This window comes from Arthrobacter sp. R3-55 (assembly GCF_054161505.1).
In genome coordinates, this window is the sequence record NZ_CP096423.1 from 3,091,991 (window position 1) to 3,112,057 (window position 20,067).

General features: G+C 63.0%; 19 protein-coding genes. 10 read left to right on the forward strand and 9 right to left on the reverse strand.

The annotated features are described in order from the left end of the window. Positions 1 to 75: 75 nt before the first annotated feature. Genes M1D51_RS14305 through M1D51_RS14315 form a run of 3 tightly spaced genes read left to right on the forward strand, consistent with a single transcriptional unit; the run spans position 76 to position 2,985 of the window. The gene (locus M1D51_RS14305) at positions 76 to 1,173 is read left to right on the forward strand and encodes a DUF4439 domain-containing protein (RefSeq protein WP_458106955.1); all 1,098 of its coding nucleotides are present in this window, start codon (positions 76 to 78) and stop codon (positions 1,171 to 1,173) included. Positions 1,174 to 1,182: 9 nt separating this feature from the next. Further along, positions 1,183 to 2,205 carry an aminoglycoside phosphotransferase family protein gene (locus tag M1D51_RS14310; protein ID WP_458106956.1) on the forward strand — a complete coding sequence of 341 codons (1,023 nt, stop codon included), beginning with the start codon at positions 1,183 to 1,185 and terminating at the stop codon, positions 2,203 to 2,205. 3 nt (positions 2,206 to 2,208) lie between these two features. Next, the gene (locus M1D51_RS14315; RefSeq protein ID WP_458106957.1) at positions 2,209 to 2,985 is read left to right on the forward strand and encodes an aspartate dehydrogenase domain-containing protein; all 777 of its coding nucleotides are present in this window, start codon (positions 2,209 to 2,211) and stop codon (positions 2,983 to 2,985) included. On the opposite strand, the gene M1D51_RS14320 is transcribed toward M1D51_RS14315, so the two are convergent. Together M1D51_RS14320 and M1D51_RS14325 are read right to left on the reverse strand one after the other, a co-directional pair. Next, complete coding sequence (locus tag M1D51_RS14320) at positions 2,978 to 3,790, reverse strand: sulfite exporter TauE/SafE family protein (RefSeq protein WP_458106958.1); 813 nt, start codon at positions 3,788 to 3,790, stop codon at positions 2,978 to 2,980. The genes M1D51_RS14315 and M1D51_RS14320 overlap by 8 nt on opposite strands. Further along, on the reverse strand, positions 3,787 to 5,598 hold the full coding sequence (locus M1D51_RS14325) for a proline--tRNA ligase (protein WP_458106959.1): 1,812 nt from the start codon (positions 5,596 to 5,598) through the stop codon (positions 3,787 to 3,789). The genes M1D51_RS14320 and M1D51_RS14325 overlap by 4 nt, the downstream gene beginning before the upstream one ends. Positions 5,599 to 6,060: 462 nt before the next feature. On the opposite strand from M1D51_RS14325, the gene M1D51_RS14330 reads away from it, so the two are divergent. From M1D51_RS14330 to M1D51_RS14340, 3 genes are read left to right on the forward strand one after another with little or no spacing between them, the layout of a single operon-like run. Further along, the gene (locus M1D51_RS14330) at positions 6,061 to 6,810 is read left to right on the forward strand and encodes an ABC transporter ATP-binding protein (protein WP_458106960.1); all 750 of its coding nucleotides are present in this window, start codon (positions 6,061 to 6,063) and stop codon (positions 6,808 to 6,810) included. Positions 6,811 to 6,818: 8 nt separating this feature from the next. Continuing rightward, on the forward strand, positions 6,819 to 7,562 hold the full coding sequence (locus M1D51_RS14335; RefSeq protein ID WP_458106961.1) for an ABC transporter permease: 744 nt from the start codon (positions 6,819 to 6,821) through the stop codon (positions 7,560 to 7,562). After that, complete coding sequence (locus M1D51_RS14340; RefSeq protein ID WP_458106962.1) at positions 7,559 to 8,170, forward strand: TetR/AcrR family transcriptional regulator; 612 nt, start codon at positions 7,559 to 7,561, stop codon at positions 8,168 to 8,170. The genes M1D51_RS14335 and M1D51_RS14340 overlap by 4 nt, the downstream gene beginning before the upstream one ends. Positions 8,171 to 8,240: 70 nt before the next feature. Here the strand turns inward: M1D51_RS14340 and M1D51_RS14345 are convergent, their stop codons facing one another. From M1D51_RS14345 to dxr, 6 genes are all read right to left on the reverse strand, one after another. Next, positions 8,241 to 8,972, reverse strand: a complete 732-nt coding sequence (locus tag M1D51_RS14345) for a hypothetical protein (protein WP_458106963.1) — start codon at positions 8,970 to 8,972, stop codon at positions 8,241 to 8,243. Positions 8,973 to 9,049: 77 nt separating this feature from the next. Further along, positions 9,050 to 9,928, reverse strand: a complete 879-nt coding sequence (locus tag M1D51_RS14350; RefSeq protein ID WP_458109594.1) for a GNAT family N-acetyltransferase — start codon at positions 9,926 to 9,928, stop codon at positions 9,050 to 9,052. Next, positions 9,891 to 11,057 (reverse strand): flavodoxin-dependent (E)-4-hydroxy-3-methylbut-2-enyl-diphosphate synthase, encoded by a 1,167-nt coding sequence (gene ispG / locus M1D51_RS14355; protein WP_011774258.1) that lies wholly within the window; start codon positions 11,055 to 11,057, stop codon positions 9,891 to 9,893. The genes M1D51_RS14350 and ispG overlap by 38 nt, the downstream gene beginning before the upstream one ends. Positions 11,058 to 11,105: 48 nt before the next feature. After that, positions 11,106 to 11,399, reverse strand: a complete 294-nt coding sequence (locus tag M1D51_RS14360) for a YciI family protein (RefSeq protein WP_172325736.1) — start codon at positions 11,397 to 11,399, stop codon at positions 11,106 to 11,108. Positions 11,400 to 11,463: 64 nt separating this feature from the next. Further along, on the reverse strand, positions 11,464 to 12,795 hold the full coding sequence (locus M1D51_RS14365) for a M50 family metallopeptidase (RefSeq protein ID WP_458106964.1): 1,332 nt from the start codon (positions 12,793 to 12,795) through the stop codon (positions 11,464 to 11,466). A gap of 32 nt (positions 12,796 to 12,827) precedes the next feature. Further along, positions 12,828 to 14,012 (reverse strand): 1-deoxy-D-xylulose-5-phosphate reductoisomerase, encoded by a 1,185-nt coding sequence (gene dxr, locus M1D51_RS14370; protein ID WP_458106965.1) that lies wholly within the window; start codon positions 14,010 to 14,012, stop codon positions 12,828 to 12,830. Between the two features lie 103 nt (positions 14,013 to 14,115). Here dxr and M1D51_RS14375 point away from each other — a divergent pair, with 103 nt between their 5' ends. Continuing rightward, positions 14,116 to 15,576 (forward strand): lipase maturation factor family protein, encoded by a 1,461-nt coding sequence (locus M1D51_RS14375; RefSeq protein WP_458106966.1) that lies wholly within the window; start codon positions 14,116 to 14,118, stop codon positions 15,574 to 15,576. Here the strand turns inward: M1D51_RS14375 and M1D51_RS14380 are convergent. Then, on the reverse strand, positions 15,547 to 16,656 hold the full coding sequence (locus M1D51_RS14380) for a LacI family DNA-binding transcriptional regulator (RefSeq protein WP_458106967.1): 1,110 nt from the start codon (positions 16,654 to 16,656) through the stop codon (positions 15,547 to 15,549). The genes M1D51_RS14375 and M1D51_RS14380 overlap by 30 nt on opposite strands. Before the next feature lie 238 nt (positions 16,657 to 16,894). Between M1D51_RS14380 and M1D51_RS14385 the strand changes: the two genes are divergently transcribed. The 3 genes from M1D51_RS14385 to M1D51_RS14395 are packed head-to-tail and all read left to right on the forward strand — an operon-like array spanning position 16,895 to position 20,056. Next, positions 16,895 to 18,214, forward strand: a complete 1,320-nt coding sequence (locus tag M1D51_RS14385) for an extracellular solute-binding protein (protein WP_458106968.1) — start codon at positions 16,895 to 16,897, stop codon at positions 18,212 to 18,214. A gap of 4 nt (positions 18,215 to 18,218) precedes the next feature. Next, positions 18,219 to 19,157 (forward strand): carbohydrate ABC transporter permease, encoded by a 939-nt coding sequence (locus M1D51_RS14390; RefSeq protein WP_172325538.1) that lies wholly within the window; start codon positions 18,219 to 18,221, stop codon positions 19,155 to 19,157. Further along, the gene (locus tag M1D51_RS14395; RefSeq protein WP_172325539.1) at positions 19,157 to 20,056 is read left to right on the forward strand and encodes a carbohydrate ABC transporter permease; all 900 of its coding nucleotides are present in this window, start codon (positions 19,157 to 19,159) and stop codon (positions 20,054 to 20,056) included. Before M1D51_RS14390 ends, M1D51_RS14395 begins: the two co-directional genes overlap by 1 nt. Positions 20,057 to 20,067: the final 11 nt, after the last annotated feature.

Below are 20,067 nucleotides of genomic sequence, written 5' to 3' on the forward strand. Positions count from 1 at the left end.
GTGACTACTAGCCTAACGATTTTCCCGGGAACATGGTGCACGGACTTTGCCGCCCGCGTGACACCATGGTGTGTTGTGAACGGGCAGACAAGCGAAAAACGACGAACACCACCCTGGGGCCGGGTCATGCTTGTTGCCGTGGTGGCGCTGCTCGTCGCGGGCACCGGGATGGTGCTGATTCCGCGGGATTCCGGCAATCCCCCGCCCATCCCTTTCTCTGAAACCGCCCGCGCAGAGGCACTGGAGGACGCACTCCGGCTTCAAGAATCCGCCGCAGGATTGTCTGAAGGAACCGGCCAGGGAGCGGGGCATCCGGGCCTCAAAGCCGCTGTGACTTTGCTGACAACGCAGGCGCGCGCCCTCCTGGCTCCGTCCGAAGCAACGCCCTCCGGCACCGCTGAACCTTCCGTCACATCAGCCACCACCACGCGCCCAACCTTTGTTGAGGCTTTGTCCGCGAGCGGTATAAAGCGCCTGGCAGACGCCCGCGAAGCCGACGGCGGCATCGCCCGGCTCCTTGCCGGCGTCGGAACAGCGCAAGTGCTCGAAGCCGCAAAGCTCGCCCGGACATGGCAACTGCCGATCCCCAAGGAAGCAGCAGCAACGACGAAGGTCCCCGCAGCCACGGTCTCCGGACCACCCTGCCCCTCGGCAAGTCCTACCCCTGAGCCCACCTCCGCCACTACCGATGCAGCCCTGGCCGCGACGGTCCGCGTGCATCAGGAAGCTGTCTATGCCTACCAGGTGGCGCTCAAACGGCTGGAACCCGCGGCCGCCGGTACGGCAGCCAAAGGCCTCGCCGCCCATGAATCGCTGCTCCGGCAGGCAGAGACCCTGACCCGCGCCAACTGCGGGGACGTACCTGCAAGTGAGCCCGGGTACCGCCTCCCCGGACAGTTCGCGCAAGAGCCCGCCGTTGGCCTGGCCGAGCTGGAATCCTCAACCCTTCCGGTGTTGGGCGACTTGGTTGCACTGTCCACGGGTGAGACCCGGAGCTGGGCCGTGGACAGCCTCTTGGCCGCTTCCCGCAGGAGCCTTGAGTGGGGTGCAGAAATTCCTGCCCTCCCCGGACTAACGCTCGACGCCGGAGACTTGCCTTCCCTGCCGACGCCCGGTCCCGAATCCGGAGGGCCAGCGGCGTTTTCCAGGCTCCACGGGTTCCCTCGGAGTTAGGCTGATCGCGTGACACTTCACGCAATGATTCCCATTCCGGGCGACCTCCACGCCCGGTACAACCGCGACTCCGCGGGGCGGGACTGGCTGGCCAGTCTTCCGGGACTCATCTCCGAGGCCTTGGATCGTTGGCGACTCACCGTTGACCTGGCGCCCGGTGCCGAACCGTGGAACGGCCATGGTGCCTTGGTGGTGCCGGTCCTCCAGGACGGCGTACCGTCCGCCCTGAAGATCGCATTCCCCCACGATGAAGCGCAGGTGGAACGCCACGCCCTTGCGCTCTGGGATGGTCACGGCGCGGTCCGCCTGTTGGCAGCGGATGCTCCCAGTTGCTCCATGCTCCTTGAACGGCTGGATGCCTCCCGTTGGCTCCAGGACGCCCCCATGGATGAGGCAAGGGACGCCTGGAGCGCGATTGTGCGCCAACTCTCCATCCAACCCGATGAGCGCCTTGAATGGCGGGCCTTTGACCATGTGGCCGCAACGGCCGAGAGGTGGAGCGATGAACTGCCGGCGGAGTGGGAACGCCTGGACCGTCCCTTCCCGCGGTGGCTGCTGGAAGCCGCGCTGGAAGTGTGCCAGACGCGCGGTGCCGTGGGCCGGCGCTCCGGGACGGATGTCCTGGTACACACCGATCTTCACTTCATGAACATCCTGGCTGTCGCCAGGGAAAATCAATCACACCGGGGCGATTACCTGGCCATCGATCCACAGCCACAGGTAGGCGAGGCAGAGTTCGCCGTAGCGCCGCTTCTGTGGAACCGGATCCATGACCTCTCCCGGACAGCCCCGGAAGAAGCCCTGCGGGAGCGTTGCCATGACTTCAGCGTCTCTGCCGGCCTCGATCCGGAGGCCGCCCGGCAATGGAGTGTTGCCCGGGAGGTGGAGAACGCCTTGGGGTATGCCGGGAGCCCGCGTCACGGTGGGGACCTTCGACGTTCTTTGTGGGTTGCCAGTACCCTTGCGGGCCGAACGCTGGATGACCTTCCCCGGCCGCATGACCTGCCCGATCCCGGCGCAACGGAGCATTAGGCCATGGCACTGACAGTTGCACTGATCGGCTCCGGTGCCATCGGCTCGCGGATAGCGGAACTGCTCGACGCCGGGACCGCACCTGGCGTCCGACTCGCCGGAGTGATACCGCACGGTGACGCCGGCACAGGTTTTAGTTTCGCCGATGCCCTCGAGGCAGCTGACGTGGTGGTGGAATGCGCCGGCGTCGCCGCAGTTTCAGAGTTTGGCCCTCCCACCATCCGATCCGGGAAGGACTTGCTGGTGACCTCGATCGGGGCCCTCTGCGACCCCTCCCTCCGCTCCGCTTTGCTGGACGAGGGTCCGGGCCGCACCTTTCTGACCACGGGTGCGCTGGGCGGCCTCGATGCGATCACCGCCGCCGGTGCAGGAGGCACCATCCACCGCATCACGCTGGAAACGCGGAAGCTTCCCGCCGCACTGGTGCAACCATGGATGGACGGTGAGACCAAAGAGGGGCTGCTCGCGGCCACCCGGCCCGTTGAACTTCTGCGGGGCGGGCCGGCTGAGTTGATGAGGGCATTCCCCAAATCCACCAATGTGGTCTCGGCGCTCGCCCTGGCCGCCGGCAATTGGGAGGTGGTGGAGGCCGTGCTCATTGCCGATCCGGGCGCGCACCGGACGGCCCACCACGTGGTGGCCGAAACCAGCCTCGGTACCTTCGATTTCCGCGTCACCAACGAGGCCTCCCCCGGCAACCCGGCCTCCAGCGCGTTGGTGCCGCACGCCGTCGTACGCGGCTTGAAATCGCTTGCCAACGCCAGTGGCAGCTTCATCTGAGGCGAGGATCGGCGGCGAAGTTCTCATTCCAGACATCAAAGCCGAGCTTGATGATCAACGCCGCAACAACGACCAGGAAGACGACGCGCACAAAACCGCTTCCCCTGGCCACGGCAGTACGCGCGCCAAGGTAGCCACCGGCCATGTTGGCCAAGCCCAGGACCAGCCCTACGCCCCACAGCAACGAGCCGTGCGGAAGGAAGAAGATCAGGGCGCCTGCGTTGGTGGCCATGTTGACGATCTTGGCCTTGGCGCTGGCTTCAAGGAAGGCATAACCCATGGCCGAAACGAGGGCGATCACCAGGAAAGAGCCGGTGCCGGGGCCAATGAGGCCGTCGTAGAAGCCAATTACGGCACCGATGAGGCAGGCTACGACGTAGTGCTTATGGCCGTCGTGCCTGAGGGCAGTCAGCTCACCGGCACTGGGTCGCAATGCTGTGAAAACGGCGACGGCGATCAATGCCACCACGATGATGGGCTTGAACACGCTGGCCGGCAGCGATGCAGCCAGGATGGCTCCGCCGAAGCTTCCCGCCAACGCGATGACCGCCATGGGCACAGCCGTCTTGAGGTCCGGTCCCACGCGCCGGTAGTACGTCACGGCGCTGGTGGTGGTGCCGAAAATCGACCCCATCTTATTGGTGGCCAGAGCCTGAACCGGCGTGATGCCGGGAACCAGCAGCAGGGCGGGGAGCTGGATCAGTCCCCCGCCCCCTACCACGGCATCGACCCAGCCGGCGGCGAATCCAGCCACCACAATCAGGATGAGAGTGGTGAGCTGGATTGATTCGAAGCCGGAAATCACCGGTTTCGTACGGCGTTGACCACGTAATCCACGGCCTTGTCCACCGCGATGTTCTCCGCTTCGCCGCTGCGGCGGTCCTTGACTTCCACAACGCCGTCCACGAGTCCACGGCCAACGGCCAGGATGGTGGGAACGCCAACGAGCTCGGCGTCGCCGAACTTCACGCCGGGAGAGACCTTGGGACGGTCATCGAAAATGACATCCAGACCGGCAGCTTCGAGCTCGGCGGAGAGCTTTTCAGCGGCGTCAAAGATTTCATCCCCGCGGCCCACGGCCACCACATGGACATCTGCCGGAGCCACGGAGCGCGGCCACACCAGACCCCGGTCATCGTGGTTTGCTTCAGCCAAGGCGGCCACGGCGCGGGTGACACCAACACCGTAGGAACCCATGGTGACTACCTGCTGCTTGCCGTTCTGGTCCAGCACCTTCAGGTCCAGCGCGGCGGCGTACTTCCGGCCGAGCTGGAAGATGTGGCCCATTTCGATGCCGCGGGCGGTCTCCAGCGGACCGGATCCGTCCGGGGCGGGGTCACCGGCACGAACTTCAGTGCTCTCAATGACGCCGTCCCAGGCGAAGTCGCGGCCGGCTACCAGTCCAAAGACGTGCTTGCCCTCAGCGTTGGCGCCGGTGACCCAGCTAGTGCCGGAAACCACGCGGGGATCCACCAGGAACAGCACCTTGGAAGAGCCTTCGAGGCCGAGTACCGGCTGGTCCAGGGACAGTCCGGGGCCGATGTAGCCCTTGACCAGCCAAGGCAGCTTCTTGAGGTCCTCTTCGTTGGCGGCCTCGAGGCCGATCTCCCCGGCGATGGGAAGGTGGGCACCGATGTTCGCTTCTACGCGCTTGAGGTCAACTCCGCGGTCGCCGGGAACGCCAATGACAACTATCTGGCGCTCACCCGTAGGCAGCGTCACGGCAAGGACAACGTTCTTGAGGGTGTCAGCGGCAGTCCATGGGCCGCCGTCGGCCTCGGTGCGGGGAGCAAGCTGGTTGGCCGCGTCCACCAAAGTATCAATGGTGGGCGTGTTCGGGGTGTCCAGGACCTCGGCGGCCGGAGCATTGCTGAAGTCGATCTCCTCCGGGACCACGGTGGTCACGGCCTCGACGTTGGCGTAGTAACCACCGGCCGAGCGCACGAAGGTGTCCTCGCCGATCTCGGTGGGGAAGAGGAATTCCTCACTCTTTGAACCACCCATGGCACCGGCGGTGGCAGCAACGGGAATGACTTCAAGGCCAAGGCGCTCAAAGATCTTCAAGTAGGCCGCGCGGTGGGCGGCGTAGCTGGCGTCCAAGCCGGCGTCATCGATGTCAAAGGAGTAGGAGTCCTTCATGATGAACTCCCGGCCACGGAGGAGCCCCGCCCGCGGACGTGCTTCATCACGGTACTTGTTTTGGATCTGGTAGAGACTCAACGGAAGGTCCTTGTACGAGGAGTACAGGTCCTTGACCAGGAGCGTGAACATTTCCTCATGCGTGGGGGCAAGAAGGTAGTCCGCACCCTTCCGGTCCTGGAGACGGAACAGGCCTTCGCCGTATTCGGTCCAGCGGTTGGTGGCCTCGTAAGGCTCGCGGGGCAGCAGCGCCGGGAAGTGGACTTCCTGGGCACCAATGGCCGCCATCTCCTGGCGGATGATCTCTTCGACCTTGCGCAGGACGCTCAGACCCAGCGGGAGCCACGTGTAAATACCGGGTGCCGCGCGGCGAATGTAGCCGGCCCGGACCAGGAGCTTATGGCTGGCGACCTCAGCGTCGACGGGATCTTCACGCAGGGTGCGCAGGAATAACTGGGAAAGGCGAAGGACCACGGGTACGTATCCGTTTCTATGGCAGATGTGGCAAAAACAACTGTCTACTAATCTACCGGGTGCCCACACACAGAAGAGCCACGCCGTCGCGTTCGGAAGCCCCTGGCCGCAACGGGCTGGTCATCCTGCGATGGCGTGGCTCAGCGGCCGGCCGGCCGCAGACTCTGTCCTGGGACTAGATCGCCGTTCCCTCCAGCGGAACGGGATCCCCTGCGGCTGGGAAACATGGATCACTGCCGAGCTCGCGGATGACCCGGACGCCAACGACGCCCGCCAAGGTCTTGATCACAAATCCCCCTGATGCCACCCGCACCCCAACGACACGGCTTGCGTAGAACCTATGTGATAGCGGACACATTTTCAAGGATGGGGGTCCCGGTCCGGCAGCATTGACCGCACCGAGGCGGCAGATCTACCGTTAATTCATCAGTTGGTGAATTACTGGAGCCCCCGGAGGCCGGCATGCCGCCACGTCCTGCAGCCATACAGGCTAGCGACCTTAAGGTCTCCCGCGCGCGGACCGCCATTCTCCATGGTCTGGACTTCACTGTGGATTCAGCCCGGATCACAGGCCTGCTTGGCCCTTCCGGCAGCGGCAAAACAACGCTGATGCGGGCGATCGTCGGCGTCCAGCGGATCACGAGCGGGACCCTGAGGGTCCTGGGCCTGCCCGCCGGAAGTGCACCGCTCAGGCACGACGTCGGGTATGTCACCCAAAGTTCCAGCGTCTATGTGGACTTGAGCGTCGAAGCGAACGTCCGATACTTCGGTGCCATGCACGGCGCGACGACGGCGGACGCCACAGAGGCGATCGCCGCCGTCGGACTCCAAGCACTGACACGACGCAAGGCGGCTGACCTGTCCGGTGGACAGCTCAGCCGCGTTTCCCTTGCCTGTGCGCTGGTGGCGCATCCACGGCTGCTGATCCTTGACGAGCCCACCGTGGGCTTGGATCCGGTGTTGCGGGCTGAGCTGTGGGAGCGCTTCGCGGCCATGGCCGCCTCCGGAACAACGCTGCTGGTATCCAGCCATGTCATGGAGGAAGCCTCACACTGCTCCTCGCTGCTCCTGCTTCGCGACGGAATGCTCCTTGCCCGGCTCACTCCTGCCGAATTGGCCGAGCGCGGCCACAGCAGCGATCTGGAAAGGGCGTTCCTGAGCATTATCAGAGCCGCTGACCGCGGCCAGGAAGAGAGCCCGGTGACCCCATGAACCTCCGCATGACCCTCGCCACGGCCTTCCGCGTCCTGGGACAGTTGCGGCACGATCACCGCAGCGTCGCCCTGATCCTCGTGGTCCCCGCGCTGCTGCTCACAGCCGTCTACTTCCTGTTTGAAAACGAGACCCTGCCACCGGGTTCCCCCCGCACCTTTGACCGTGTTGGCCTCATGATGCTGGCCATTTTCCCGTTCGTGGTCATGTTCCTGGTCACCTCGATCACCATGCTGCGCGAGCGGACCTCCGGAACCCTGGAACGGCTCCTGACCACGCCCATCCACAAGGCGGACCTGCTGTTCGGCTACGCGATTGCCTTCTCCCTCATGGCTGCGCTGCAGTCCTTGGCAGCGACGGCTGTGGCGTATTGGATGTTTGACCTGGACATCAAGGGAAGCCCGGGGCTGGTGGTATTGATCGCTGTGATCAACGCCGTCCTTGGCGTTGCGCTTGGCTTGCTGTGCTCGGCGTTTGCCCGGACCGAGTTCCAGGCCGTGCAGTTCATGCCCGTGGTGGTAGTCCCACAGATTCTGTTGTGCGGCTTGTTCGTAGCCCGGGAGGACATGAACGAGGTCCTGGACAGCGTTTCCGGGATTCTGCCGCTGACGTTCTCCGTGGAGGCGCTGAAGGAAATCGCCGGGAATACCGAAGCAACGGCTGCACTATGGCAGGACGCAACAGTGATGGGCGGGATCGTGGTGGGCGTCCTTGTCCTGGCCTCGTTGACCCTGCGCCGGCGGACCAAGTGAGCCTGCCACAGTTGCGGCGTGGCCGCCGCAAGGCCGCGAACCACTCGAGGGAGGGCATCCTTGCTGCGGCTCGGAAGTTGTTCGCCGATCAGGGATTCGAGGGAACCAGCCTCCGGCAAGTGGCCCGCGAAGCGTCTGTGGACCCTGCCATGCTGCACCACTTCTTCGGCGGTAAAGATGAACTCTTCGCTGCCTGCGTGGAGTTGCCCGTTGACCCTGCCGAGGTTCTTTCAGGCATTGAAGCCATGGACCCGGCCGCGAGGGCGGAAGCTATTGCCAGGGCAGTGCTCCGACTGTGGGAAAGCCCGGCGCAGCATGGTTTGGTGGCGTTCGTTCGCGGAACCATCGGGTCCACCGCGAAGACAGCTTTGCTGCGCGAGATGGTGAACCGGACCATCATTTCCCGAATCATTGCAGGCATGCCGGGACCGGCCGGGGAATTACGGCTGCGGGGCAATCTGGTTGCCACGCAGGTTGTGGGGCTCATGCTGGTCCGTTACGTGATCCGGCTCGAACCCTTGGCCTCCGCCGATCCCGAGGACGTGGTACGGCTAGTGACGCCCACCCTGCAGCGCTACCTCTCCGGGGCTTTGGATTCTTCCCAATAGGCAGCAGCACGGGCCGTTATGAGCCTCAAAGCGCCCGTGCTGCTACCTGCTTGGCGTTACATGGTTGGCATCACTTGATCAGCGCGGCGGCCTGGTCCATGAGTGCCCCGGCAGCTGCGGCGCCGGAGTTGTCAGCGCTCTTTCCGGAGGCGGTGGCGGAAATGAGGACGCCGTCCTTGATGGCTGCGGCCATCAGCGTGGACTGGGTCTGGCCGTCCGGGAGCGTCATGGTGGTCTTGATGCCCAGGGTGCCGGGTACTGAACCGATGCCGTCGAACTTCTCAGTCTTCATGGTCATGGTGGTACCGGACATGGACATAGTCATGGTGGAGCAGGTGGTGATCTGGTCTTCGTTGCTCTTGACGTTCTTCTCCAACACGTCCTTGGAAACGCCGGAGGCCAGGGTCACGCTGGTAATGACACCGGAAGCGGTGTCAATTTTTGCACCGCTGGCGCCGGTGGCTCCCTCGATCGGCTGCGAAGCGCCGGCCATGGCCAGGTTCTTGCACTCGGCAGGCTCAATGTTCATGGAGCCCAGGAGCTGCTTGAGGGGATCCTGCTGACCGGCGAGATTGTCAATGGAGGAAACCATCAGTTCCGTACCATCCGCGGCCTTGATCTGCTTTACCAGGTCCGTGAGTTCCTGGGTGGTGTACTGCTTGGCCTGGGCAGGTGCGGGCGAGGATGCCTCACTCGCCGGAGCCGAGGAAGCATCCGTAGTGGCGGCGCCACCGCCACAAGCGGTAAGGCCCATAACCAACAGTCCTGACGCGGCCAGACCGCGCAGCGCATTCTTCTTCATGTGTCCCCCCAAAGGAAGTTCGAGTGATGGCTGGCGTGCACCAACCGGGACCAGACTACAAGTTCCCGGTAAAGAGCCTAAAAAAGGACCGTGGCGAAGGTCCCGGCTTGCTGGAAGCCCACCCGCTCATAGGTGGCACGGGCTTTGGCGTTGTAGTCGTTGACATACAGGCTGGTCACCGGGGCAAAAGTCTTTGACAGATTGACGACGGCGGCCATGTAGCCGGCGCTCTGGCCCTGGCCACGGAGTTCCGGATTCATCCACACGCCTTGGACCTGCGTGACGTCGGCTGTGACGGCACCGAGCTCGGCCTTGAAGACCACTGTGCCGTGAGCATCAATGTGCACCAGTGAGTGCCCTTGCCTGATGAGGCCGGCAACCCGCCTGCTGTAGAACTCCTGTCCACCAAGAAAAGGAGAATAGCCCACTTCTTCCTCGAACATGGCTGCGCAGGCCGGCAGGATGAGGTCGAAATCCTCCATGGTGCCAAAGGTCAGGGCAGGGTTGGCACCTATGGACGGTTCTCCGGAAATGGTCAGGAGTGGCTGGCGGGACCGGATCTCATGGGCGGTGTGGCCCAACTGTTCAAAGCGTGCATAGAGGGCCAGCACTGTCTCTGCGGGCCCAAAGATGGAAGCAAACCGGCGTCCTGTTTGATGGGCCGCCGTTGCTGCGTAACCCGCCAATGCGGGATCCAGTTGCACCGGAACCAGATTGGCTCCGGCCCAACAGGCGCCCAGGAGCGTTTGGTCGTGGAACACTCCAAAAATACTGGCGCCACCGCTGGTGGGCGCGGCCGTTCCCGTGCTGTCCAAGTGGGCCAGAATAAACACATTGGCCACGACGTCTTCACTTGCCAGCGCGCGAAGAGCCAGGGTGTCGGCTTTGCCGAGCACCCTGACCCCCAAGCCGTTCTCGTTACGAGACGCTAACCACGGGGCTACCCTTGACAGCATCTTCGCCATCGGCCTCCCCCATCTCTTCGGCGATGCGCATGGCCTCTTCGATCAGTGTCTCAACAATTTCGCTCTCAGGCACAGTCTTGATGACTTCGCCCTTCACGAAAATCTGGCCCTTGCCGTTTCCGGAGGCCACACCGAGGTCCGCTTCACGGGCCTCGCCCGGTCCGTTGACAACGCAGCCCATGACGGCAACGCGCAAGGGGATCTCCATGCCTTCCAAACCGGCGGTTACCTGCTCCGCCAACGTGTATACGTCCACCTGGGCGCGGCCACAGGAGGGGCAGGAAACGATCTCGAGCTTGCGGGGGCGCAGGTTCAGGGACTGCAGGATCTGGTTGCCCACCTTGATTTCCTCCACCGGCGGGGCTGAGAGAGAAACACGGATGGTGTCTCCGATGCCGCGGGACAGGAGCGCACCGAAAGCCGTTGCCGATTTGATGGTGCCTTGGAATGCCGGGCCTGCCTCGGTAACTCCAAGGTGCAAGGGCCAGTCACCCTTCTCGGCAAGCATCTCGTAAGCGGCCACCATGATCACGGGGTCGTTGTGCTTGACGGAGATCTTGAAGTCGTGGAAACCGTGCTCTTCGAACAAAGAGGCTTCCCAGACAGCTGACTCGACAAGCGCCTCCGGAGTGGCCTTGCCGTACTTCTTCATGATGCCCGGTTCGAGGGATCCGGCGTTGACACCGATACGAATGGATGTTCCGTGGTCCCGGGCCGCTGCTGCGATCTCCTTGACCTGGTCATCGAACTTACGAATGTTGCCCGGATTCACCCGAACAGCCGCGCAACCGGCCTCAATAGCCGCGAAGACGTACTTGGGCTGGAAGTGGATATCGGCAATAACCGGGATCTGGGATTTGCGGGCGATGATGGGCAGCGCTTCGGCGTCATCGGCAGAGGGGCAGGCAACGCGCACGATGTCGCAGCCGGATGCCGTCAATTCAGCAATTTGCTGAAGGGTGGCGTTGATGTCCGTAGTGGGCGTTGTGGTCATGGACTGAACGCTGATGGGCGAGTCAGAACCGACACCAACGGACCCTACCTTGATCTGCCGCGTCTTACGGCGCGGGGCAAGGACGGGGGGTGGGGCTGCTGGCATTCCCAGGCTGACCGAGGTCACGTGGACTCCTTGGGTTGGGGTGGATCGTTGTGGTGGAGGACGTCCGGATCAGGACGCGTGGGCAGCCAGGACGCCGATGATGGGCGCCCATTCCGTGGTGCGGATGCCGGCGATTACTCCGGCTTCAGCGAACGGATCCTGCTTCAGGAGCTGGTTGAGTTCGGCCTCGTCAGCGGACTTGAAGATGAGCAGAGCACCGGCACCGTCACCGTAGGGCCCACTGGCAAGCAGTTTGCCTTCCTCGGCCAGTTCGCCGAGCCAGGCACGGTGTGCGGGGCGGGCTTCATCGCGGAGGGCGCCGGAGTCGGCGACGTATACGTACTCAGCAGCGAAAACAGTCATGGTGCTAGCCTATCCCGCTTGATCCGCCGACTTTGTTCACAGCTGCGCGGAAAATGTTCACAGCTCAGCCAAAGATATTCACGGGCTTCACGATGTCCGCGTAGATCAGCAGGGCCCCCATGGCCATCAGTAGCGCAGCCACCACATAGGTCAGCGGCAACAGTTTGGCGATGTCGAACGAGCCCGGATCCGGCTTGCCCCTAAGTCTGGCCACTTGGCGCCGTGCGCCCTCGTACAAAGCTCCGGCAACATGGCCGCCGTCCAAGGGAAGCAAGGGGATGAGGTTGAAGATGGCCAGGGCGAAATTGAGCCCTGCAAGCAGCCCGATCAGGGTTCCGATCCGTGCCTGCATCGGCACCTGTTCCATGGCCGCGACTTCGCCGGCCACCCGGCCCACGCCCACTACGCTGATGGGGCCGTTCGGGTCACGGGGCTCCTCGCTGAAGGCCGCTTTTGCCACCCCCGCCACCCTGGCGGGCAGGTTGAAGATCACACCGGAAATTTGTTTGATGTTCTCCCCTGCCATGGGCAGAACGGCCGACGCCGGTTGGGGCACCAGGGCGCTTCGGGCTCCGATCCCGAGGAAGCCCACCTCCTGATACTGCAGAACTCCGTTGGCGTCCTGGGCCTGCCGTCCATCGGAGCCAACCACGGGACGGGATGAAAGCACCGGAGTCACGGTGGTCTCCACGGCAGAACCGTTGCGTTGGACAGTGATGGCCACCTCCCTGCCTGCCGAGGCGCGGATCCACCCGGTCAGTTCATCCCAGTTGGTGACGGGTTTACCGTCAAAGGAAGTGATGGTGTCGTTGGGCTGGAGCCCTGCCGCTGCTGCCGGCGTGGGTTTGCAGTCTGCCGAGTCGGGGTCCACGGTTTCGCCTGCGGCAACCTGGCACTTGGATACATCAGCGATGGTGGTGGTGGCCTGGGCTGTGCCGAATCCCATGAGCAGGACGGCCAACAGGATCAACCCGATGATCATGTTCATGGCGGGACCACCGAGCATGACGATGATTTTTTTCCACACGGGCAGCTTGTAGAAAACGCGGTTGCCGTCCTCCGGCCCTACTTCCTCGTGTGCCATGGAGCGCGCTTCGGTGGCCAGTGTCTGGAACATCCCGGTGCTTGAAGGGCGGACTGCACCGTCCGCCTTGTTGGGCGGGTACATGCCGATCATGGACACGTATCCGCCAAGCGGGAGCGCTTTGAAACCGTACTCCGTCTCCCCCTTCTTTTTAGACCAGAGGGTTGGCCCAAAACCGATCATGTACTTGGTGACGCGCACTTTGAACAGCTTCGCGGGCACCAGGTGGCCTACCTCGTGCAGCGCGATGGAAACGGCGACGCCGATGGCGACGAAGACGACTCCGAGAATGAAGAGAAGGACGGGACTCATGCCGGGGGAACTGCTTCCATAGGGGTTGTGGGCTACAGGGCGCTGCTGGCTAAACGATCAAGGGTTCGGGCACGTGCCCACTTCTCAGCATTCAGCACGGACTCCACTGTCAGCTCGGAGGAGCCTGAATGTTCGCTGAGGACCGACTCCACCGTGTCCACGATATCCGTAAAGCGGATGCGCCCTGCGTGGAAGGCCTGGACCGCTTCCTCATTGGCGGCGTTGAACACTGCAGGGAAAGTACTGCCTTGCTTGGCAGCGTCCTTGGCCAGGTCCACTGCCGGGAATGCCACGGCATCCAGGGGTTCGAACGTCCAACTGGTGGCTTTGGTCCAGTCACAGGCCTTCGCGGCATGCGGGACCCGGTCCGGCCAGCCCATCCCCAAGGCGATCGGCAACCGCATGTCCGGAGGAGATGCCTGGGCAATGATGGACCCGTCCACAAACTGGACCATGGAGTGGACCACCGACTGGGGATGGACCACTACCTCGATCCTGTCGAGGGGAACATCGAACAACAAGTGCGCCTCGATGACCTCCAGGCCCTTGTTGACCAAGCTGGCGGAATTGGTGGTGACCATGAGGCCCATGTCCCATGTGGGGTGGGCCAGGGCTTCCTGCGGTGTGACATGGTGCAGTTGGTCACGGGTGCGGCCGCGGAACGGACCGCCTGAGGCGGTCAGGATCAGCTTCTCCACTTCCTGTTCCGTTCCGGACCGCAAGCACTGGGCAATGGCGGAATGCTCTGAGTCCACGGGGACGATCTGGCCGGGCCGGGCAGCAGCTTTGACCAGCGCTCCGCCAACAATCAGTGACTCCTTGTTGGCCAGTGCCAGCGTGGCGCCCGTGCCAAGGGCGGCCAAGGTGGGTGCCAAGCCAATGGAACCGGTGATGCCGTTGAGGACAACATCGCACTCGATGCCCGCAATCTGCGTGGAGGCATCCGGACCGACGAAGATTTCCGGTTCGAAGTTCCTTATTCCGGCGACGGCGGCTGCGTCGTCAATCAAGCGGCGCAGCGACGCTGGATCTCCATGGGCGATTCCTACCGCGCGGGCCCGCGTGTGGACCGCCTGCCGGGCGATGAGTTCCGGATTACCTCCGCCTGCGCTCAGCGCCACCACCTCAAAACGGTGCGGGGCGGCATCGACGACGTCAATCGCCTGTGTGCCGATGGAACCTGTGGACCCGAGGATGACGATCTTGCGCGGCTGCATTATTCAAGTATCCCAGCCGGTAACAAGGCCGGCGAACGCATCGGATGTACACGCCTGCAACGGCTTCCCTTGACCATCAACCTCCTGCGCGTACGGTGGAAGAGTGGAGTGGTTGTCCTGGTTTGATGCATGGGACTACGAGTTCGCCCGGCAGGTTCTGCAACGCGGCATTGCCGCGCTGTACCTCGTTGCCTTCCTGTCCACGGTGAACCAGTTCCCCGTGCTCCTCGGAGAGCGCGGGCTGTTGCCGGTTCCGGATTTCCTGGATCTGGCACGACGACTGGCCAGGCCAACGCTCTTCCGCTGGCGTTATTCAGATGCGCTCCTGAGGACCGTGTGTTGGACAGGGATCGCCGTGGCCGCCCTGCTGGTGGCCGGAGTCCCGCAAACAGGTCCGCCCTGGCTGCCCATGGCGGCGTTCCTGGCCTTGTGGTTCCTGTACATGTCGATTGTCAACGTCGGCCAGACGTTCTACGGCTTCGGCTGGGAAATCCTGCTGCTTGAGGCCGGGTTTACCGTGGCCTTCCTCGGTTCGGACCAGACTCCCCCGCCCACCACCGTCCTGATCCTCATTGTGTGGCTGGTGTTCCGGCTTGAGTTCGGTGCCGGCATGATCAAGATCCGTGGCGGCCGTGAGTGGCGGGACATGACGGCCATGTTCTATCACCACGAGACACAGCCCATGCCGGGACCGCTCAGCAGACAAGCGCATCTTTTGCCGCGACCACTGCACAAAGTCGAAGTGGCGGGCAACCATTTCGCGCAGCTGGTGGTGCCGTTCTTCCTCTTCGCGCCGCAACCTTTGGCGAGTATTGCCGCCGGCATCGTCATCGTCACGCAATTGTGGCTGGTGTTCACCGGGAACTTCGCATGGCTGAACTGGGTGGCCATCATCCTGGCGTTCGCTGCGGTCAGCGACCCCGTAGCGCATGCGGTTTTTCCGTTCATCCCGCTGGAGTGGCACCCCGGCGCCGAAACCCCGGTCTGGTGGCTCGGCGTCGTCGTGCTGGTGACTGTTCTGTTGCTGGCGTGCAGCTACCGGCCGCTTCTGAACCTGTTCTCCCGGCGGCAGCTCATGAATGCCAGTTTCAATCGATGGAGATTGGTCAACGCCTATGGGGCGTTTGGGACGGTCACCAAGCAGCGGATCGAGATCGTGGTGGAAGGCACGCTGGCTGAGGATCCCAACGCCCCGGATGAACTCTGGTTGGAGTATGGCTTCAAGGGCAAGCCAGGCGACGTCCGGCGGTTGCCGCCGCAGTGGGCGCCCTACCATTTGAGGCTGGATTGGCTGATGTGGTTCCTGCCATTACGGACCGTCCACGAGGACTGGTTCTACGCTTTCCTGGACAAGCTCCTGCAGGCGGACAAGCCCACCCTGAGGATGCTGCGCCATGACCCGTTCGACGGCGGACGCCCCCGTTGGGTGCGGGCGCGCAGCTATCTTTACCGTTTCGCCAGCCGTGAGGAGTTCCGCAGGACGGGCGAGCGCTGGGTTCGGGTGCTGCTCTCCGACGCCGTTCCGCCGGTACAGCTAAACGCGCGACGCCGCTTTTTTTCGTGAACCCGCTTCCAAGGGAGAGGCCGTGGATTCCCTGACCACCAGGTGGGTTGCGAGCTCCACGCGCCGGGAGTCGATGTCTTCACCTTGCATTTGACGAAGGATGAAGTTCAGCGCCGAACGCCCTATCTCTTGAAGCGGCTGGCTTACCGAGGTCAAGGGCGGTGTGGATTCCTCGGCCTGGTAGGTGCCGTCGAACCCCACCAAGCTCATTTCCTCCGGGATGCGTACATCCTGTCTCCGGGCCTCCGCCAGTACTCCCATGGCGATGCTGTCGCTGCCGGCAAAGACTGCCGTGGGCGGATCCTCCAGCGCCAACAGGGACTTGAAAGCGGCGGCCCCGGTCTCGGGCCGGAAGGGTCCCGCCGAAACGTATTCGTGTTCCACGGTGATGCCTGCGGACATGAGCGCGGCCATGTAACCGTGGAGCCTGGCCTGGCTGCACTCGGCTGTGGCAGGGCCGCCGATGTAGGCGATCCGACGATGCCCCAGCCCCAGGAGGTGGCTTGCTGCTGCCTTTCCACCGGCCCAATTGCTGGCGCCCACGCTGAACAAGTCAGCCGGTGGCGGGTTGAGGGGGTCGATCACCACGATGGGGATCTGGCGCCTCTGGAAGGCCTCCAAGTGGGCGGTGCCGAAGGCCGAGGTCACCACGATCATCCCGCTGCGGCCCTCATCGACCATGCGTTGGGCCCGCTCTTCCGGACCCAGGGGAGGTGCCGCTTGGAGTCCGGTCACGGACAGGATCACTTCCATGTCCGAGACATTGGCCTGCTCCATGATCCCTTTGAGGACTTCCATGTTGTAGGCCGAATTGAGGGAATCAAAGACAGCTTCCACTGTTCGCTGCACCGGGTTGCTCTTGCGCTGGAGCGGAGACTTGTAGCCGGTACGCTGCAGTGCCGCCAGCACGCGGGCACGGGTGGCCTGCGCTACGTCCCCGCGCCCGTTGACCACTTTGGACACTGTGGGCACTGAGACTCCCACCTCCTGCGCGACGGCAGAGAGGGTCAATTTGGAGGGTCGTTCTTGGATGCTCACAGTGTCCGCTTTCGAAAAGTTTCGGTTGCAGACAGTGTGCATTGCCGGATGGACTCCCGTCAATATGAACCCTGCGAGCTTGAAAGTGCCTGAAAATAACCCTTGACGGTGACCTGCCTCACGGCTAAGTTTGGTGGGCACTTCCGAAAGGACCTTCGAAACATTTCGAAAAGTTCATGGAAAGGGGCGATCGAAGCAGATCCCCACACCGCGGAGTGCGGCTTTTACACGAACAACCGGGCCATCAGCGTCGAGCCCGAAGGACGAATGGAAACTGCACATGAATAGTCTCAAGTTGCGCACCGCCGGAATGGCCGTATCTGCAGCCGCCTTGTCGATCTCCCTCGTAGCCTGCGGGTCCTCTGGACCGGCCGGCACGGGAGCCTCAGCGGACTCGGCGACCATGTGGGGACTCACCGGTGGTGACCAGCCCGTGTTCCAGGCCTCCGTTGACTCTTGGAACAAGGCGCACCCCGACTCCGCCATCAAGCTCGATTTCTTCGCCAACGATGCCTACAAGACCAAGGTCCGCACCGCCGTCGGCGCCGGCCAGGGGCCCACCCTGGTCTATGGCTGGGGCGGCGGGGTCCTGAAATCCTACGTTGATGCCGGCCAGGTGGATGATCTGACGGGATTCCTCAAAGACAACCCTGATGTCCAGAGCCGCTACCTTCCCTCGATCCTCGAGAGCGGCGTGATCGACGGCAAGACCTACGCATTGCCCAACAACAAAGTGCAGCCCGTAGTGCTCTATTACAACAAGGAAGTCTTCGAGAAGATCGGAGCCGAGCCGCCCAAGACCTGGGATGAACTCATGGCCCTGGTACCAAAGTTCAAAGATGCCGGCGTTGCGCCCTTCTCCTTGGGCGGACAGTCCAAGTGGCCGGACCTGATGTGGCTTGAATACCTGGTGGACCGGATCGGCGGTCCTGAAGTCTTTGCAAACATTGCAGCCAACAAGCCGGACGCCTGGTCCGATCCCGCAGTGATTGAAGCGCTGACCAAGATCCAGGAACTGGTGGATGCCGGCGGCTTCATCAACGGCTTCTCCTCCATTGCTGCGGACAGCAACGCAGACCAGGCACTCTTGTACACCGGCAAGGCCGCCATGATCCTGCAGGGCAGCTGGATCTACCAAGGCATGAAGAAGGACGCGGCTGACTTCGTCTCCAGCGGAAAGCTCGGCTACACCCCCTTCCCCACGGTGGAGGGCGGCAAGGGTGACCCGGCAAACGTTGTGGGTAACCCGTCCAACTTCTGGTCCGTCTCTTCCAAGGCCACCGAGGAACAGAAAAAGACCGCCCTGGAGTATGTCAAGGACGGAATGTTCAATGACGAGAACGTCCAAAGCCTGATCGACTCAGGTGCTGTACCCGTGGTCACCGGGATCGAAGACAAGCTCGCAGCCTCCCCTGACAAGGACTTCCTGACCTACGTCTATGGCATGGCCAAGGATGCCCCGGACTTCACGCTCTCCTGGGACCAGGCGCTTAGCCCTGCCCAAGGAGATGCCATGCTGGCCAACCTTGACCAGATCTTCCTGAAGAAGATCACTCCGGAACAGTTCGCTTCCACCATGAACGCGACGATCGGGAAGTAATCCGGTGTCCGCAACTACCACGACTCCACCACGGGCACCGGCCGCGAAGCGCGCGACCGACACCCGACGGACCCTGGAAAAGGGTCCGTCGGGGTGGCTGGCCGTACCGGCCCTTGCCTTCTTTATGCTCTTCGCCATCCTCCCCCTGCTGGGAGTGCTGTTCCTGAGCTTCACCCGCTGGGACGGCCTGGGCGAGATCAAACTGGACGGGCTGTCCAGTTGGAATACGGTCCTGGCAGATCCCGTCACGGGCAACGCCTTGTTGGTGACAGCCAAGATCATGTTCTTCTCATTCATCGTCCAAGCGCCCATCAGCCTGTTGCTCGGTGTCTTCACTGCGGCCAGCCAGAAGTATCGTGCGGCACTGGCTGTGCTCTACTTCGTGCCGCTGCTCCTGTCCTCCGCCGCAGTCGCCATCGCCTTCAAAGCGCTGCTGGACCCCAACTTCGGGCTCGGCCCTGGGCTGGGCCTGCCGTTGCTCGCCCAGGACTGGCTGGGCAACTCGGACCTGGTGCTGTTCGTGGTGGTCTTCGTCATTGCATGGCAGTTCGTGCCGTTCCACACCCTGATCTACCAAGGCGGCGTCCGGCAGATCCCCGCTTCGCTCTACGAGGCTGCCCAGATTGACGGAGCCGGGCGTATCCAGCAGTTCTTCAACATCACCCTGCCGCAGCTGAAGTACACCATGATCACTTCCTCCACCCTCATGGTGGTGGGCTCCCTGGCGTACTTCGACCTGGTCTTCGTACTGACCGCCGGCGGACCGGGCTACTCCACCAGGCTCCTGCCGCTGCACATGTACCTCACCGGCTTCAAAGCGAACGACATGGGGGCGGCGAGCGCCTTGGGAGTGATCCTCGTTGTGATCGGCCTTGCCCTTGCCCTGTTCCTTCAACGACTCGGCGGCAAGAACCGCAACGCCAGCCAATTGGAAGGTGCGTAATGGCTTCCACTACCCAACTCCCCACAACCCCGGCGGCGCTGCCCCAGCCGGTGACCACCCGCCGTCGTCCGCCGAAGCTTGGCCGTTCGCGGCCGAACTTCCTGGGCGGCCTGGGCGGCTGGCTCTGGCTGGCGATCATCATAGTTCCGGTGTACTACGTGGTAATCACCAGCCTGAAGAACCAGGCAGGGTTCTTCACTTCCAATCCGATGCTGCCACCGGCGGAACCAACCCTGGACAACTACAAGCTGGTCCTGGAGAACGACTTCGCCAAGTACTTCACCAACAGCCTCATCGTCACGGTCGGCAGCGTGGTTCCGGCACTCTTCGTCGCCTTCATGGCCGCGTACGCCATTGTCCGGGGCAAGGGAAAGTTCCTCAGCTGGACCAACAACGTTTTCCTCCTGGGCTTGGCCATTCCGCTGCACGCAACCATCATCCCGATCTACTGGATGATCACCAAGGCACACATGTACGACACCCTGTTGGCGTTGATCCTGCCGTCCATTGCGTTCGCGATCCCGGTTTCGGTCCTCATCTTGTCCAACTTTATGCGGGACGTCCCCAACGAACTCTTTGAATCGATGCGGCTGGACGGTTGCTCGGACTGGGCCATGATGTGGCGTCTGGCGTTGCCCATGACCAAGCCCGCCGTCATCACGGTGGGCATCTATAACGCACTGCATGTGTGGAACGGGTTCCTGTTCCCGCTGATTCTTACGCAAAGCCCGGACACCCGGGTGCTGCCGTTGTCGCTGTGGACCTTCCAGGGCGAGTTCAGCGTCAACATCCCCGCGGTGCTCGCCTCCGTGGTGCTGGCCACGCTCCCGCTGCTGGTGATCTATGTGGTGGCGCGCCGGCAGTTGCTCAGTGGCCTCACCGCAGGCTTCAGCAAGTAACCGGACACTAC